This window comes from Kribbella sp. NPDC050820 (assembly GCF_040653975.1).
Taxonomy (GTDB): Bacteria; Actinomycetota; Actinomycetes; order Propionibacteriales; family Kribbellaceae; genus Kribbella.
Map to the genome: position 1 here is coordinate 163,346 of NZ_JBFAHB010000003.1, position 16,136 is coordinate 179,481.

Below are 16,136 nucleotides of genomic sequence, written 5' to 3' on the forward strand. Positions count from 1 at the left end.
CGACAAGGGGGTCAGATGCCGGAGCTGGCGATCAGCACACGCGGCCTGCGCAAGACCTTCCGGAACCGGCGGGGCCGGAAGGTGGTGGCGGTCCAGGGCCTCGACCTGGACGTGCCGGTCGGCGGGGTGCACGGGTTCCTGGGCCCGAACGGGTCCGGAAAGACCACGTCGATCCGGATGCTGCTCGGGCTGATCCGGGCCGACGCGGGGACGATGACGGTGTTCGGCCGGCCGGTGCCGGCCGAGCTGCCGGACGTGGTCGGCCGGGTCGGCGCGATCGTCGAGTCGCCGAAGTTCTTCCCGGCGTTCAGCGGCCGGAAGAATCTCGAGCTGCTCGCCGAGGCGATCGGCGCGCCGCGGCAGCGGGTCGGCGAGGTGCTCGAGCAGACCTCGCTCGGCGAGCGCGGCAAGGACCGGTTCCGGGCGTACTCGCTCGGCATGAAGCAGCGGCTGGCGATCGCGGCCACGCTGCTCAAGGAGCCCGACCTGCTGATCTTCGACGAGCCGACCAACGGGCTCGACCCGGCCGGGATCCGGGAGATCCGCGAGACCATGCGCAGTCTCGGCGACCAGGGCAGGACGGTGCTGGTCAGCTCGCACATCCTGGCCGAGGTCGAGCAGGTCGCCGACACCGTCTCGATCATCGGCCACGGCCGGCTGCTCGCCGCCGGCTCGGTCACCGAGGTGATCGGCGGTGGTACGGCGGGAACCGTGAAGGTTGCCGTGGACAACCACGAGGCGGCGACCCGGATCCTGACCGCGGCCGGGATGACGGTGCGCGCCGACGGCAGCTACCTGCTCGTCGACGGCGCCGAGCACCCGGCCGACGTGACCCGCCGGCTGGCGCAGCAGGAGCTGTACGTGTCCGAGCTGATCCCGGTCCGCGCCGACCTGGAGTCGGTCTTCCTCGAGCTCACCGAAGGCGAGGGGTTGTGATGCTGCGCCTCACCGGAGTGGAGCTCCGCCGGCTGACCGCGCGCCGGCTGACGGTCATCGGCGTACTCGGGGTGCTGGCGATCACCGTGCTGCTGATGGTCGTCGTCTGGAACGACGCCCGCCCGATGTCCGCGGAGGAGCAGCGGTCGTCGCAGGCGCAGTTCGAGGCCGCGCACGAGTACTGGGTGCAGAACGGCGAGGCAGATCGCAAGCGCTGCGAGGCGGACTGGGAGAACCAGCCGGACCCGAAGCCGGCGAAGGCGGAGTTCTGCAACTTCCGGGAGCCGGTCATCGACGACTTCGGCAAGCCGCGGGTGGTGTTCGCCGAACTGATGCCGGAGTTGCTGCTCGGGTCGTCGTACCTGCTGGTCTTCGCCGCGTTCCTGATCGGGGCCAGTTTCGTCGGGGCCGAGTTCAGCACCGGCGCGATCGGCAACTGGCTGACGTTCGAGCCGCGGCGGCTGCGGGTGTACGGCAGCAAGTTGCTGGCCGCCGCGATCGGGTTCGTCCCGGTGGCGGTCGGCGTGCTCGCCATCCTGACGTTCGGGACGTACGTGATCGTCGACCAACTCGGAGACACCTCGAGTACGACGGGGAAGGTCTGGCGCGACCTCACTGCGACGGGCGGCCGGGCCGTCCTGCTGGTCGCCGTCGGCGCCGCGCTCGGTGGGGTGGTCGGGCTGCTGCTCCGGCACACCGCGGCCGCGATCGGCGTGGCGATGGGATACCTGGTCCTGATCGAGGGTGTCTTCGCCGGATTCCTGAACCAGGCCCAGCCGTGGCTGGTGAAGCTCAACTTCGACGCCTTCGTCCGGCACGACGCGACGTACTTCGTGAACCAGTGCTCGACCGGATCCGACGGCAGCTACATGTGTAGCAGCATCGAGAAGACGCTGTCCTTCGAGCACGGCGCCTGGTACCTCGGCATTCTTGCCGTCGTCCTGATCGTCCTCGGCGGAGCGGTGTTCTACCGCCGGGACATCACCTCCTAGAGCGGCGGAGGCGGCCGAACAGCACGAGCCCGAGCGTGATGGCGGCGGCGACTGCGCCCAGTGCGAGGCCACGACGGAGACCGGGCGGCGTGTAGGTGCAGTCGATCCGGTCCGCGTTGCCGGTCAGCTGTACGGCGACCAGACCGCCGTAGTCCCGGGGCGTCTGCGCCTTGCCGCCGCCGGCCGAGCACTTCCAACCCGGCAGCTTCGGTACGGCGATCACGGCGTACCCCTGGGTGCCCGGAGGCAGCGTCGCGCTGATCGAGTGACCGCCCACCTCGACGTCCGTCGCCCCGCTCAACCGCAGCATCCGCACCGCCTTCGCGAGACGCTGCTCGTCGAGGCAGCCGAGCGCGCCGGTGGCGGTGATCCCGGACGGGGAGCCGCTGAACTTGATCTCGGCCGACACCACCCCGGACGCCGGGACCGTGCCGAGCCGAACCATCTCGCTGTTCGTGTTGATGCCCGGCCGGCGGCTCGCGGTCAACTCATGCCACTGCTCGCCGTCGGTCAGCCGGGCCGCGCCGGACACCCGTGGCTGGTGCAGGAACGCCGTCGTACCAGGTGTGCAGCGCCCGACCAGTTTCACGTCGCCGCCTGTGATCGATTTGCTGCCGCGGTACTCGGGCACCTCGTACACCTGCGTCCCGAGCAGCCGCTCCTGGGCGACGAACGCGTTCGAGGCGGCCGTCGCCCCGAGCCGCCGCCGGACCGTCACCAGCGGCGGCACCTGGGACCGGGTGATCGTCTCCTTGCCGCCCGCCTCGAGGTGCATCCGCGCGCCGATCGAGAAGATCGCGTCGGTCACCGGGTGCTCCAGATCGTCGGACGCGCGCCCGTACCCGGTCCAGCCGAAGCCGAGGCCGGTCAGGGTCTGGTTCACCGAGTAGGGGAGCAGGCTGCTGTAGAGCCCGGCGCCCTGCCCGCCGAGCAGCATCGGGTCGTTCGGCGTCACCGACGTCCCCGGATCGGCCCGGTACTGCGGCCAGGCGTTGGCGCCCTGGATCGCCTCGGACCGCTCGGTCTGGTGCTGGTTCCACGGCGGCACCGACGAGCTGAGGAGCTTCGCTCGCTCCTCGTCCGTCACCACCGCGGTCCACGTGGTCTCGACCGCGACGACGGCCATCACGACGGCGAACGCCGCCGCGATCGGCCACTTGACGCGTCGCCCGGCGGCAAAGCGCCGTACGACCCAGATGGTGCCCAGTGCAGCGATCGTGACAGCGCCGGAGGCGATCAGCACGGTCATCGCGTGATCGGTCAGCAGCGGACTGCCGTCGGAGAGTACGGCGATGACCGCGAGCAGAGCCCCGCCGCCCAGCAAAGCCAACGGGCCGGGCACCCGAGCGGCGACCGAGATCCAGGCCACGACGATGAGCACGCCGCAGAGCACGAAGGCCTCGCGGTACTGGCTGCCGTTCGGGGTGTCGAAGCCGTGCCACATCTCCTGCGTCGGCGTCCACCTGAACGACAGCGCGATCGCGGCGGTCGTCACGATCCAGACCAGCTTGGTCCGGATCGGCACGAACTTGTTGAACGGCAACGTCAGGGCAAGGAGCAGGGCGGCGGTTCCGACGTACAGGCTGGCGGTGCGGCCGACGCCCTCGGACAGCGGCAGCAGGCGGGACAGGAAGATGTCGACCGGGGACGGCGTGAAGATGCCGGACGGCGACGGGGTGGCGTCGTCGTTCGCGGCGAAGATCGGCAGCAGGATCGGCCCGGCCAGCGCGATCCCGAGCACGAACGCGATACCGTGCCGGACGACGCCGCGCAGTCGCAGCCACCAGGTCAGGTCACTGGTCAGCACCCGCGCGATCAGGTACAGCCCGGCCGCGATCGTTGCCATGTAGGCGGTGTAGAAGTTGGAGACCCAGAAGACGGCGACCACGAGCACGCTGAGCAGCCGGTTGGTCCGGCGCAGTGACCACTCGGCGACCAGGAAGAACATCGGCAGCGCGATCAGGCCGTCCAGCCACATCGGCACGTACGCTCCGTCGTCGATCGCCCACCCACAGACGCCGTACGACGCTCCCAAAATAGCTGCAACCCAACGGGGTCCTGGCGACATCTTGAGTAGTAGGACCGCCATCGCGGCGGCGGCCAGGCTCAGCTTGAGGACGGTGATGACGTAGACGGCCAGGTCGATCTGGTCGCGCGGGAAGAGACCCACCAGCAAGGACAATGGGCTGCCGAGGTCGACGCCGTAGTCGGCCAGGAACCCGACGCCGAACGCGCTCTGCCAGTTGAAGAGCAGGTCACCTTGGGCGCGGCCGTGCAGGACGTCACACAGGTGGGCGAAGAAGGGGATGTACTGGGTACCGAGATCGTTGGTACTGCGGGACAGTGAACCGAAGGGAAAGGTACCGCGGATGAATCCGGAGGCGGCGAACACCGCCGCCACCAGCACACCGGCCACGAGCGCAGGCAGGAGAGCCGAGCGCCTCGGGTCCTGCTCCGCTCCGCCGTCCACTGGTCGCCCCTCAGTTCAGTCCCCGTACCCACCCGCTCGATCGAGCGCCAAAGTAGCGCGTAGTTCCGGTCTGGACAAGAATCGGTCCTGGCGAGGGAGGTGGGACGGCTGATGCGGCTGAGTCTCGTGGTGCCGTGTTACAACGAGGTCGACGTGGTCGACCGGTTCCATGAAGCCGTCAGCCGGGAGCTCGCCGAGCTCGGCCGGCCCTACGAGATCGTGTACGTCGACGACGGCAGCAGCGACGGGACGCTCGACGCCCTGGTGCAGCTCGCGGACAACGATCCAGCGGTCCGGTACCTGTCCTTCAGCCGGAACTTCGGCAAGGAGGCCGCGATGCTGGCCGGCCTGCGGTACGCCTCCGGCGACGCGGTGGTGATCATGGACGCCGACCTGCAGCACCCGCCGGAGCTGATCGGCCGGATGCTGGACCTGTACGAGCGCGGCTTCGACCAGGTGATCGCCCGCCGGAACCGGGTCGGCGACCCGGCTACCCGGACGCTGTTCGCCCGCGCTTACTACTGGCTGATCAACAAGTGGGCCGACGTCGAGCTGGTCGACGGGGTGGGCGACTTCCGGCTGCTGTCCCGCCGGGCCGTGAACGGGCTGCTGGAGCTGGGGGAGTACAACCGGTTCTCCAAGGGGCTGTTCGCCTGGATCGGGTTCGAGTCGATCCTGTTCGAGTACGACAACGTGAAGCAGCCGGCCGAGCGGAAGAGCCGGTGGACCTTCCGCCGGTTGCTCGAGTACGGGCTGGACGGGCTGCTGTCGTTCAACAACCGGCCGCTGCGGCTGGCGATCTACATCGGCCTGCTGCTCACCGCGGTCGCCGCCGGGTACGCGGTCTGGGTGATCGCGGTCGCGGTGCTGCGCGGGGTGGAGATGCCCGGGTACGTCACGCTGATCGCGGCCATCGTCGGGCTCGGCGGGCTGCAGATGGTGATGCTCGGGGTGATCGGCGAGTACATCGGCCGGATCTACTACGAGACCAAGAAGCGCCCGCACTACCTGCTGAAGCAGACCAACCTGAACCCGGCCGACCACCCGGCCACCCAGGACGAACAGCGGCGGAAGGTGACCTAGACGGACCACGGCCCCGGATGGTCGAGCCATCCGGGGCCGCAGCTGCGTTCCGTCGTACCGCGCTGATCGGATCAGGCGGTCAGGCGCTCCTCGGTGGAGGCGGAGAAGAGGTGCAGCTTGTCCGGCACCGCCGCGAGGTGAACGGTCGAGCCCTTCTCGACCGGCATCCGGGCGTCGATCCGGGCGACGATCTGCTGGTGCTCGTTGTTGTGCTCCGCGGTGCCGTACAGGTACGCGTCGGCGCCGAGCTCCTCGACCACCGCGACGTGGACGGGCAGGCCCTGGTCGGCGACCTTGAAGGCCTCCGGCCGGACACCCACGGTCAGCGTCTTGTCGCTGCCGGCCTTGGCGAGCAGGCTGCGCTCGAGCGGGATGACGTAGTCGCCCAGCTTCGCGCCGCCCTCGGTGATGTCGGCGTTCAGCAGGTTCATCGCCGGCGAACCGATGAAGCCCGCGACGAACTTGTTCTTCGGGTGGTCGTACAGGTTCAGCGGGGTGTCGACCTGCTGCAGCAGGCCGTCCTTCAGTACGGCGACCCGGTCGCCCATCGTCATGGCCTCGACCTGGTCGTGGGTGACGTAGACGGTCGTGACACCGAGACGCTGCTGGAGCTCGGCGATCTGGGTGCGGGTCTGGACCCGGAGCTTGGCGTCGAGGTTCGACAGCGGCTCGTCCATCAGGAAGACCTGCGGGTTACGCACGATCGCGCGGCCCATCGCGACCCGCTGACGCTGACCACCGGACAGCGCCTTCGGCTTGCGCTCCAGGTACTCCTCCAGGCCGAGCAGCTTGGCGGCCTCCATCACGCGCTTGGCGCGGTCCTCCTTGGAGACACCCTGCATCTTCAGGGCGAAGCCCATGTTGTCGGCGACCGACATGTGCGGGTAGAGAGCGTAGTTCTGGAACACCATCGCGATGTCCCGCTCCTTCGGCGGACGGTGCGTGACGTCGCGGTCGCCGATGTAGATGGAGCCCTCGTTGACCTCTTCGAGGCCCGCGAGCATCCGGAGCGAGGTGGACTTGCCGCAACCCGACGGGCCGACGAGAACCATGAACTCGCCGTCCTCGATCTCGAGGTTGAGCTTGTCGACGGCGGGGGTGTCACCACCGGGGTAGATCCGGGTGGCTGCCTTGAAAGACACAGTGGCCATGACGATGTACATCCCTTCACCGGCAGGAACGTGCCGGACGATCCGAGTAAAGGCCCCCGGGCTGGGGGTGCGCCTATCCTCACCCGCCCGGCTCGTCCTGACAAGGTGTACGGCGTGTGACGTGTCCGTACTGTTCACGTTGTGGACAGCTCCACGCATCCTGCAAGTTCTTGCAGGATCTTGCTGCAAGATCAGCGATCGGCTGGGTACAGTGCCGGGCGTGAGCAGCAGAGCACGGCTGGCGGACATCGCGGCCAAGGCGGGGGTGAGCGAGGCCACGGTCTCGCGGGTGCTGAACGGCAAGCCGGGGGTGGCGGAGGAGACCAAGCAGTCGGTCCTGACCGCGCTCGACGTTCTCGGGTTCGAACGGCCGACCCGGTTGCGGCGCCGATCGGCGGGGCTGATCGGGCTGGTGATGCCGGAGCTGATCAACCCGATCTTCCCGGCGTTCGCCCAGGTGATCGAGTCGGCCTTGTCGCAGCGCGGGTTCACCCCGGTGCTGTGCACGCAGTCGCCGTCCGGCGCGACCGAGGAGGAGTACGTCGAGATGCTGCTGGAGCGCGGCGTCTCCGGGATCATCTTCGTCTCCGGCCTGCATGCGGACACCGGAGCCGACCACGAGCGCTACCAGTCGCTGGTGGACCGGCGGCTGCCGGTGGTGTTCGTGAACGGCTGGCTGCCCGCGGTCGAGGCGCCGTTCGTGTCGTCGGACGAGTACGCCGCGATGGAGCTCGCGGTCTCCCATGCGGTCGCCCTCGGCCACCGCCGGATCGGGTTCGCGTCCGGGCCGGAGCGATTCATCGTCGTCCAGCGCAAGCTGGCCGGCTACCGCACCTCGATGAAGGCGCAGCTCGGCCTGACCGATCCGGAGCTCGACGAGCTGGTCGCCTTGAGCATGTTCGGCGTCGAGGGCGGCGCCGCGGCCGCGCAGCAGCTGCTCGACGCCGGAGTCAGCGCGGTCATCTGCGGCTCCGACATGATGGCGCTCGGCGTCATCCGCGCTGCCCGCCAGCGCGGCCTCTCCGTCCCCGGCGACATCTCGGTCGTCGGCTACGACGACGCCCCGATGATGGAGTTCACCGACCCACCCCTCACCACGATCCGCCAACCCGTCCAGGCCATGGGCCTCGCCGCGGTCCAGTCACTCCTGGAAGAAGTCCGCGGCCACACGACGCCGCACACGGAGTTCCTGTTCCGCCCGGAGCTGGTCGTCCGCGGCTCCACCGGCCCGGTCAGAACGGGTACCTGACGCGGAGGCCGGGCGGCGCGGTGCTGTTGGTGGTCCGGATGTCCGTGATCTCCGCGGTCACACCCGGCGGGTCAGAACCAGTTCTCGCAGGTCTTGTTTCGGAAGTCGGCCACGGAGCGGGTTTCCAGCGTGTCGAAGTCGTCGAGCGACGGCGCCAGCACGGTGCCGGGCCGGAGGCCTTTCAGGTCCTGCTCACTGAACTCGAGGTGGGCCGCCGACCGACTGCTGTCGTTCGACCAGCCGTAGATCGTGTACTTCGTCGCCGGATCGCGCGGCTTCAGCGTGCCGACGAGTCGCCAGCCGTTCCCGCCTGCATTGAGGTCGAACTGGGAGAATCCCGTCACCGGCGGGCTGACTTCCCACCGGCCGAAGTGCTCGCTCTCGTTGTTGTCGCGGGACAGGTACAGGGTGGCGCCGTCGATATGGCCTTCGCACATCTGGACGACGGCCACCGGCCGGCCGGCGTTGTCGACCGTCATGCCGACGATCCCGCCGGCCTCGACTCCGCATCCGGACAGGGCTGCCGAGCAGCCGATCAGTGTCAGGCACATCCCCAGGCGGCTCAGCACGACAGCAGGCTAGACGTTCAAAGCGTCGTACGGAGGACTCCGGCCCGGGACCGTCCCCTGCCGGGCGGTTCCGGGCCGGAGGGCCTGGGTGGGACTACTTCTGGTAAGCGGCTGCCGCGGCGGAGGCGATGCCGTTGGCCCAGAGCTGGTCCACGCGGGCGCGCTCGTTGGCGTCCGGGTAGGCGTTGGTGCAGGACGGGCCGGGGCCGCCGCCGGACATCAGCTCGGAGCACGGACCGGAGTAGTGGTCCGGCAGGCCGAGCACGTGGCCGGTCTCGTGGGCGGTGATCCGGGTCGGGTCGTACTGCTGGGACTGGGCGCCGCCACTGTGATCTGGAGCACCGGGTTCCGGCCGGCGTTCGACTGGATCCGGCTCCCGGTCCTCGAACCCGACGGTGAACCGCGGCACGATCGCGGGATCGTCCGGGCCGAGCCCGGGCTCTACTTCGTCGGCCTGTTCTTCCTGTCCGCGGGGTCGTCGCCGCTGATCGGCGGTGTCGGGCGGGACGCGCGGCGCATCGCCCGGCACATCGAGGTCACTCGCCGGGGATTCCGACGTTGAGGATCCGGGCGCCGGGGCCGCGCTCGGCGAGGCGGTCGGCCTTGTTGTAGAGGTTGCAGCGCTGGAGGGACAGGCAGCCGCAGCCGATGCAGCCGTCCAGGTCGTCGCGCAGCCGCTCGAGCTCGGAGATGCGCTCGTCGAGCCGGCTGCGCCACGACTTGGACAACCGGCTCCAGTCCGCGCGGGTCGGCGTCCGGTCGTCCGGCAGCGAGTCCAGCGCGCCCTTGATCTCGGCCAGCGCCAGCCCGACCCGCTGGGCCGCCTGCACGAACGCGATCCGCCGCAACGTGCTGCGCTGGTACTGGCGCTGGTTGCCGGCTGTCCGTCGCGAGCTGATCAGCCCCTGGTCCTCGTAGAACCGCAAGGCCGACGCGGCGACTCCGGACCGATGAGCGATCTCCCCGATGGACAGCCAGTGCTCTTTGCTCGGAACGTTCTCCTCCGCCATACCGCCACCCTAGGACCGCCGGCCAAGAATTCAACCTGACTTGAAGTGGGTCGCGTCGTACCAGTGCTGCCGGTGGTCTGGCGGGATCGGCGTGGTCGGGGGAGCGTGCCGAGTCGGGTATACTTCTCGAGTCGGTGCGTATGTCGCGTCACCAGAGATTTTCCCCAGGCGCTCCGACCCGTCGGTTTCAGCATCCCGCTGATGATCCCCGGCGACATGGGTGCAACGCGATAGCACCCGCAGGTCGATGCCTATCTCCTGCTTGTTCGTCCAGTCCGGCCAGCATCCGTTGGCCGGCCTTTGCGTGCGGCTCCGTGGGCCTCGTCCGTGACGTTGAGAGAGAGTTTGCGTGACCCAGCACCACCCGGAGAGCAACCAGCCCGACGGCCGGGCGAAGAAGCCCCGGCACAAGAAGTTCCAGAACCAGTCGTACGGCGAGCGGATGGGCAACACCCCGGCCCGGGACGAGGACCGTCGTGACGAGCGTCGCGACAACCGTCCGGTGAAGGGCTACCGCGCCGACCGCAGCACCCAGCCCCGCAAGTACGACGACGACCGCCCGCGCTACCGCCGCGACGACCGTCCGCAGTACAACCGCGACGAGCGGCCGTACAACCGCGACGACCGTCCGCAGTACAACCGTGACGAGCGGCCGCGATACAACCGCGACGACCGTCCGCAGTACAACCGTGACGAGCGGCCGCGGTACAACCGGGACGACCGTCCGCAGTACAACCGCTCCGAGCGGTCGCAGCAGCAGTACGGCGACAAGCCGCGCTACGAGCGTTCGTCGTACCAGGACAAGCCCCGCTTCGAGCGCCGCGACGACCGTCCGTCGTACCAGAAGCCGCGCTACGAGCGGCGGGACGAGCGTCCGGTCGTGCAGGAGAAGCGGCGCGAGGAGCCGGTGGACCTGGGCACTGTTGCCCCGGACAACCAGTTCGCCGCGCTCGGCCTGGCCCCGCGGCTGGTCCAGCGGCTGGCCCGCGACGGCATCACCACGCCGTTCCCGATCCAGGCCGCGACCATCCCGGACGCGCTGGCCGGCAAGGACGTGCTCGGCCGCGGCCAGACCGGCTCCGGCAAGACGCTCGGCTTCGGCCTGCCGACGCTGATGCGGCTGTCCGGCGGCCACACCGAGTCCCGCCGCCCGCGCGGCGTGGTCCTGGTCCCGACCCGCGAGCTGGCGATGCAGGTGCACGACGCGCTCGAGCCGCTGGCGCACGTGATGAACGTGTCGCTGAAGCTGATCGCGGGCGGCCTGCCGTACCCGAAGCAGATCGAGTCGCTCCGCCGCGGCGTCGACCTCCTGATCGCGACCCCCGGCCGGCTGATCGACCTGTGTGAGCAGGGCGCGGCCGACCTCGGCGCGGTGGAGATCGCCGTCCTCGACGAGGCCGACCACATGTGCGACATGGGCTTCATGCCGGCGGTCACCACGCTGCTCGACATGACCCCGGCCGACGGCCAGCGGCTGCTGTTCTCGGCGACGCTGGACAACGACGTCGACACCATCGTGAAGACGTACCTGAAGGACCCGGTCACGCACTCGACCGAGTCCGGCCAGGCGACCGTGACCACGATGGAGCACCACCTGCTGGTGATCGAGCCGGGGCACAAGCAGTCGCTGACGGCCGAGCTGGCCAGCCGGGACGGCCGGACGATCGTGTTCGTCCGCACCAAACTGGGCGCCGACCGGGTCGCCACCCAGCTGCGGGACCGCGGCGTGATGGCGGCGGCGCTGCACGGCGGCCTGACCCAGGGCGCGCGGAACCGGACGCTGGACCAGTTCAAGGACGGTTCGGTTCCGGTGCTGGTGGCAACGGATGTCGCGGCCCGCGGTATCCACGTCGACGATGTCGGGCTGGTCGTCCAGGCCGACCCGGCCGCGGACCACAAGGACTACCTGCACCGGGCCGGCCGTACGGCGCGGGCCGGTGGCAAGGGCGCGGTCGTCACCCTGGTCCTGCCGCACCAGCGGCGCGGCATGATCCGGCTGGCCGAGTCCGCCGGTGTCGACGCCTCACCGGTGCGCGCGCGTCCGGGCGACGAGCTGGTCACCGAGCTGACCGGCGGCAGCACGCCGTCGGGCTACCCGGTGAAGCTGCCGGCGCCGAAACCGCAGCGCTTCGGCAAGGGCGGCGGCAAGCGGTTCAACAACAACCGCCCGGGTCGCGGCGGCAACGGTCCGCGTCGCCCCAACGGCCCCCGCCGTACCGAGAACAGGTCCTACCAGCACTGATCTACCAGCACTGACCTACTGGGTCAGGACGGCCCAGAGCCGGGCGAGGATGGCGGCGATCTCGGTGTCGTCGAGTGGAATGAGCTCGAGCACCAGTTCGTCGTCGTCCGCCCGGTCGGTCAGCACGTAGATCGGCGGTGATCCCGCCTCCAGCTCGGTCGCGATGCGTTTCGCGTCGGCGACCTTCAGCAGGACGCGGGACACCTGCAGGCCGGTCGGATCCGGCAGCACCTCTGCCGACACTCCCGGGATCTCCTCGGCGGCCCGGGCGAACGAGACCACCTTCGCGAGTTGGTCCGCCTCCCACTTGACCCGGTCGAAGGCCTGCCACTCCTCGAGCGCGGCCAGCACGCCGACGACGGCCTCCTTGGTCGGCTTCATCACCCGGCCGATGCCCTTGTCCTGCGCCCGCACCGACTGCACGAGCGGCCAGCTGCCCGCGACCAGGCCGGCGGTAGGGGAGCCGAGGTACTTCTGCCCGCTGACCAGCACCAGGTCCGCGCCCGTCGACAGCAGGTCCGCGATCCGCGGGAACTGCGCGGCACCGTCGACGATCGCCGGCACGCCGCGCCGGTGCGCAGCACGTACGGCGGCCACCAGGTCGATCGGCTCGCCTTGGGTCAGCCGGGACGAGACGAGGAACAGGCAGGCGATGTCCGGGCCGTCGAGCTCCTCCTCCAGATCGTCAACGCTGCAACGGTTTTCGTCGCCGGCGAGGTCGACGTGCGCACCCGCCAGCCGGATGCCCTGCAGGTTCGAGTGGCCGTAGTTGACGACGTGGTTGGCCGGCAGCACCACCCGGTTGTGCATGTCCGTTGTGTCCGGCAACGACGCGATCCGGCGCGGGTCGCCGCCGGTCATGGTGGCCGCCACGGCGAGCGTGATGCCCGCGGCGGTGCAGTGGACGACGGCTCCGGCCTGGGCGCCGGTCACCTGGGCGATGGCCTCGCTGGCCCGGTCGCCGAGCTCGTCCATGACGAAGAACTCAGGCAGTGCCTGTGCGACGGCCTCCGCCACCCCGTGGGAACTCCGGGACACCCCCAGCGGGGTGTACGTCCCCTTGGCATTGATCACCACACTGAGCCGATAGCGATCGTGAATGCTCATGGTGCTGCACACAGTAGTGGTGACTGACTGTGGTTGGCGAGACTCAATCGCGTTCGGACCGGGCAGCATCTTGACCCGAAGCTACTGGTGAGTCATTCTCAGTTTTCGTAACTCCCCTGCCGCCGGCCCGCGTCCCGAGGGAGGAATCCGTGTCGCCTCGCACCGCCCCGCGAACTCCACGCCGTTCACTGCGTACGACGATCGCCGCCGCAGCCGCGGTCGCCGTACTCGCTGCTCTGCCCGCGCCCACGCAAGCGGCGCCCCAAGCCGCCGCTGCCGTCCCGGCCGACTACTGCGTCGGGCAGTGTGGCGACATCGTCACACCCGGGCAGAACGGTCACGCGACCTTCACGGATCTCCTTCTTTTCAAGGCGTTCGGGACCCGGCCGGCGCACTTCAGCGACTCGCTGAAGCCGTACGAGAACCTGGTCTGGAACTCTCAGGGCATCACCGACGACGGCCTCGGCGCGTACTTCGACGACGCGTCGTTCGGGGTGCAGGCGGGTGATGTCGCGAGCACCGTCCAGCTGCGCTCGGACGTCACGATCGTGCGGGACAAGTCGCGCGGCATCCCGCACGTCACCGGCACGACGCGGGCGGGCGTGATGTTCGGCGCCGGGTACGCCGGAGCGCAGGACCGGCTGTTCGTGATGGACGTGTTCCGGCATCTCGGTCGCGGCCAGCTGACCCCGTTCGCGGGCGGGGCGCCGGCCAATCGAGCGTTCGAGCAGGAGTTCTGGCGGACCGCGCCGTACACCGAAGCCGATCTGCAGAAGCAGTTCGACGACGCCGACGAGCGGTACGGCGCCGACGGCGTGAAGATGCAGCAGGACATCCTGGCCTGGGTGGCCGGGGTCAACCACTACATCAACACGGTCGGCATCGCCTACCCCGGTGAGTACGTCGCACTCGGTCTGGACTGGCCGACGCCGCAGTGGAAGGTGACCGACGTAGTCGCCACAGCGGCCGTTGTCGCAGGCATCTTCGGCACCGGCGGCGGGCACGAGGTGACGTCCGCGCTGGCGTTGCTCGAGGCACAGGCGAAGTACGGCGTTGCCCAAGGCACCAAGGTGTGGGAGTCGTTCCGGTCGCAGAACGACCCGGAGGCCAACACCACCGTGCACAACGGCGCGACCTTCCCGTACGGCGAGACCGGCCCGAACCCGGCAGGTCGCGCGATGCCGGATCGCGGCTCGGTCACGCCGGAACCGCAGGTCATCGACCAGACCGCCGGAACGGCGAGCAAGTCGGCGCCGAAGGGATCGGAGTCCCTCCGCGGCATCTTCGACAAGGGCCTGTTCCCGGAGGGCTTCGGCGACAAGGGCATGTCGAACGCCCTGCTCGTCTCCGGCGCACACACCGAGAGCGGCAACCCGGTCGCCGTCTACGGACCACAGACCGGCTACTTCGCACCCCAACTGCTGCTCCGGCAGGAGCTCCAAGGTCCGGGCGTCAGCTCGCGCGGCATCGCGTTCGCCGGGCTGAACTTCTACACGCTGATCGGCCGCGGCCCCGACTACTCGTGGAGCGCGACCTCGGCGGGACAGGACATCACCGACACGTTCGCCGTACCGCTGTGCGAGCCCGGTGGCGGGACGCCGACGAAGAACTCGCAGTACTACGAGTACCGCGGCCAGTGCACGCCGATCGAGCGGCTCGAGCGGCACAACGAGTGGTACTCCAGCCTCGGATCGTCCGAACCGGCCGGCTCGTACACACTGGTTGCCCTGCGCACCAAGTACGGCATCGTCACGCACCGCGGTACGGTCGGCGGCCGGCCGGTGCTGTTCACCAAGAACCGCTCGACCTACGGCAACGAGGCCGGGTCCGCACTCGGGTTCATGCAGCTCAACGACCCGGACAGGATCCACGACGCGGCCGACTTCAAGGCCGCGGCGCACAACATCGGCTACACCTTCAACTGGTTCTACACCGACAAGACCTCGATCGCGTACTACAACTCCGGTGACAACCCGGTCCGCGCGGCCGGTGGCGACCCGAACCTGCCGACCTGGAGCTCGTACGAGTGGCAGGGCTGGAACCCGGACACCAACCGTGCGACCTACACCCCGGCCGCGCAGCACCCGCAGGTGGTGAACCAGGACTACCTGACCAGCTGGAACAACAAGCAGGCGCCCGGGTTCTCCGCGTCCGACGGTCAGTTCGGCTACAACTCGGTCTACCGGAGCCAGCCGCTGGACGACCGGATCGAGGCCGTCATCGGCAGCGGGCAGAAGTTCACCCGCGGCAAGCTGGTCGAGGCGATGGACGACGCGGCGACCGTCGACCTCCGGGGCGACCAGGTCCTGCCGTACCTGTTGCGGGTTCTGAAGTCGGCTCCGGTCACCGACCCGGCGGTCGCCGACGCGATCGCCAAGCTGACCGCGTGGCAGGCCGCCGGCAGTCATCGCAAGACGCCGAACGCCTCCTCGAAGGTCTACGACCACAGCGAGGCGATCCGGATCCTCGATGCCTGGTGGCCGCTGCTCGTCCCGGCCCAGTTCAAGGACCTCGGCCCCGACCTCTACGGCGCTCTGGTCGCGAACCTGAAGATCGACGAGCGGCCGAGTGCACAAGGCTCCGCGTTCCAGAACGGATGGTGGGGTTTCGTTCAGCGCGACCTGCGCAAGGTGCTCGGCGATCCGGTGCAGACGCCACAGCCGGTCACGTACTGCGGCGGCGGCGCACTGGCGGCGTGCCGGACTGTCCTTGCCGACACCTTGCTGGCGGCAACCAAGGTCCCGGCGGCGACGACGTACCCGGCGACTGCGGACTGCGCGGCGGGCGACCAGTTCTGCGCGGACCAGATCGCGCACAACCCGATGGGCGGGATCACCCAGGACCGGATCGCGTGGGTGAACCGGCCGACGTACCAGCAGGTGATCGAGTTCCCCGCCCGCCGGGGTGACGACGTGAGCAACCTGGCGGTCGGCAAGACGGCGTCCGCGAGCAGCTACGAGAAGGGCTGGTACAACTCGCCGCCGGCGTTGGCAGTCGACGGCAAGCTGACCACGCGGTGGGCGAGCGACTGGTCCGATCCGCAGTGGCTGAAGGTTGACCTCGGCAACGAGCAGACGATCCGGCGGGTGGTGCTGCAGTGGGAGGCGGCGTACGGGAGGTCGTACCGGGTCGAGGTGTCGTCGGATGGGTCCTCGTGGCGGCAGGTGTATGCGACGACGACCGGGAACGGTGGGGAGGACGTGGTCCGGTTCGGCGCGGTGTCGGCCAGGTATGTCCGGGTGACCGGGACGCAGCGGGCGACGTCGTACGGGTACTCGATCTACGAGCTTCAGGTCTACCGGCAATGAGTAACCCGGGCCTGTCAGG

At 69.4% G+C, this 16,136-nt stretch carries 13 protein-coding genes; 7 read left to right on the plus strand and 6 right to left on the minus strand.

The window, feature by feature from the left end:
* Positions 1-15 precede the first annotated feature (15 nt).
* On the plus strand, positions 16-936 hold the full coding sequence (locus AB0H36_RS04750; protein WP_360516511.1) for an ATP-binding cassette domain-containing protein: 921 nt from the start codon (positions 16-18) through the stop codon (positions 934-936).
* Complete coding sequence (locus tag AB0H36_RS04755; protein ID WP_360516514.1) at positions 936-1,928, plus strand: ABC transporter permease subunit; 993 nt, start codon at positions 936-938, stop codon at positions 1,926-1,928. Before AB0H36_RS04750 ends, AB0H36_RS04755 begins: the two co-directional genes overlap by 1 nt.
* On the opposite strand, the gene AB0H36_RS04760 is transcribed toward AB0H36_RS04755, so the two are convergent.
* Entirely contained in the window at positions 1,918-4,398 is a 2,481-nt protein-coding gene (locus AB0H36_RS04760) for a YfhO family protein (RefSeq protein ID WP_360516516.1), read from the minus strand. The two genes, AB0H36_RS04755 and AB0H36_RS04760, sit on opposite strands and share 11 nt — an antisense overlap.
* A 111-nt stretch (positions 4,399-4,509) precedes the next feature.
* Between AB0H36_RS04760 and AB0H36_RS04765 the strand changes: the two genes are divergently transcribed.
* A complete protein-coding gene (locus tag AB0H36_RS04765) occupies positions 4,510-5,481 on the plus strand; it encodes a glycosyltransferase family 2 protein (protein WP_360516519.1) in 972 nt (323 codons plus the stop codon).
* Positions 5,482-5,552: 71 nt separating this feature from the next.
* Here the strand turns inward: AB0H36_RS04765 and ugpC are convergent, their stop codons facing one another.
* Complete coding sequence (ugpC, locus tag AB0H36_RS04770) at positions 5,553-6,632, minus strand: sn-glycerol-3-phosphate ABC transporter ATP-binding protein UgpC (protein WP_360516522.1); 1,080 nt, start codon at positions 6,630-6,632, stop codon at positions 5,553-5,555.
* 220 nt (positions 6,633-6,852) lie between these two features.
* Between ugpC and AB0H36_RS04775 the strand changes: the two genes are divergently transcribed.
* Entirely contained in the window at positions 6,853-7,881 is a 1,029-nt protein-coding gene (locus AB0H36_RS04775) for a LacI family DNA-binding transcriptional regulator (protein WP_360516524.1), read from the plus strand.
* Positions 7,882-7,952: 71 nt separating this feature from the next.
* Here the strand turns inward: AB0H36_RS04775 and AB0H36_RS04780 are convergent, their stop codons facing one another.
* Together AB0H36_RS04780 and AB0H36_RS04785 are read right to left on the minus strand one after the other, a co-directional pair.
* Positions 7,953-8,450: a hypothetical protein gene (locus AB0H36_RS04780; protein ID WP_360516527.1), complete on the minus strand. Its 498-nt coding sequence runs from the start codon at positions 8,448-8,450 to the stop codon at positions 7,953-7,955.
* Positions 8,451-8,544: 94 nt separating this feature from the next.
* Positions 8,545-8,715, minus strand: coding sequence for a snapalysin family zinc-dependent metalloprotease (locus AB0H36_RS04785; protein WP_360516530.1), 171 nt, complete (start codon positions 8,713-8,715; stop codon positions 8,545-8,547).
* Here AB0H36_RS04785 and AB0H36_RS04790 point away from each other — a divergent pair, their 5' ends adjacent.
* Positions 8,716-9,012 carry a hypothetical protein gene (locus AB0H36_RS04790; RefSeq protein ID WP_360516533.1) on the plus strand — a complete coding sequence of 99 codons (297 nt, stop codon included), beginning with the start codon at positions 8,716-8,718 and terminating at the stop codon, positions 9,010-9,012.
* Here AB0H36_RS04790 and soxR read toward each other — a convergent pair.
* A complete protein-coding gene (gene soxR, locus AB0H36_RS04795) occupies positions 8,987-9,460 on the minus strand; it encodes a redox-sensitive transcriptional activator SoxR (RefSeq protein ID WP_360516536.1) in 474 nt (157 codons plus the stop codon). The two genes, AB0H36_RS04790 and soxR, sit on opposite strands and share 26 nt — an antisense overlap.
* A gap of 349 nt (positions 9,461-9,809) precedes the next feature.
* Here soxR and AB0H36_RS04800 point away from each other — a divergent pair, with 349 nt between their 5' ends.
* Positions 9,810-11,702 carry a DEAD/DEAH box helicase gene (locus tag AB0H36_RS04800; protein WP_360516539.1) on the plus strand — a complete coding sequence of 631 codons (1,893 nt, stop codon included), beginning with the start codon at positions 9,810-9,812 and terminating at the stop codon, positions 11,700-11,702.
* 15 nt (positions 11,703-11,717) lie between these two features.
* Here AB0H36_RS04800 and AB0H36_RS04805 read toward each other — a convergent pair whose 3' ends face one another.
* Entirely contained in the window at positions 11,718-12,809 is a 1,092-nt protein-coding gene (locus AB0H36_RS04805; protein ID WP_360516542.1) for an aminotransferase class V-fold PLP-dependent enzyme, read from the minus strand.
* Positions 12,810-12,958: 149 nt separating this feature from the next.
* Between AB0H36_RS04805 and AB0H36_RS04810 the strand changes: the two genes are divergently transcribed.
* Positions 12,959-16,117: a penicillin acylase family protein gene (locus tag AB0H36_RS04810; RefSeq protein ID WP_360516545.1), complete on the plus strand. Its 3,159-nt coding sequence runs from the start codon at positions 12,959-12,961 to the stop codon at positions 16,115-16,117.
* The last annotated feature ends 19 nt before the right edge of the window (positions 16,118-16,136 follow it).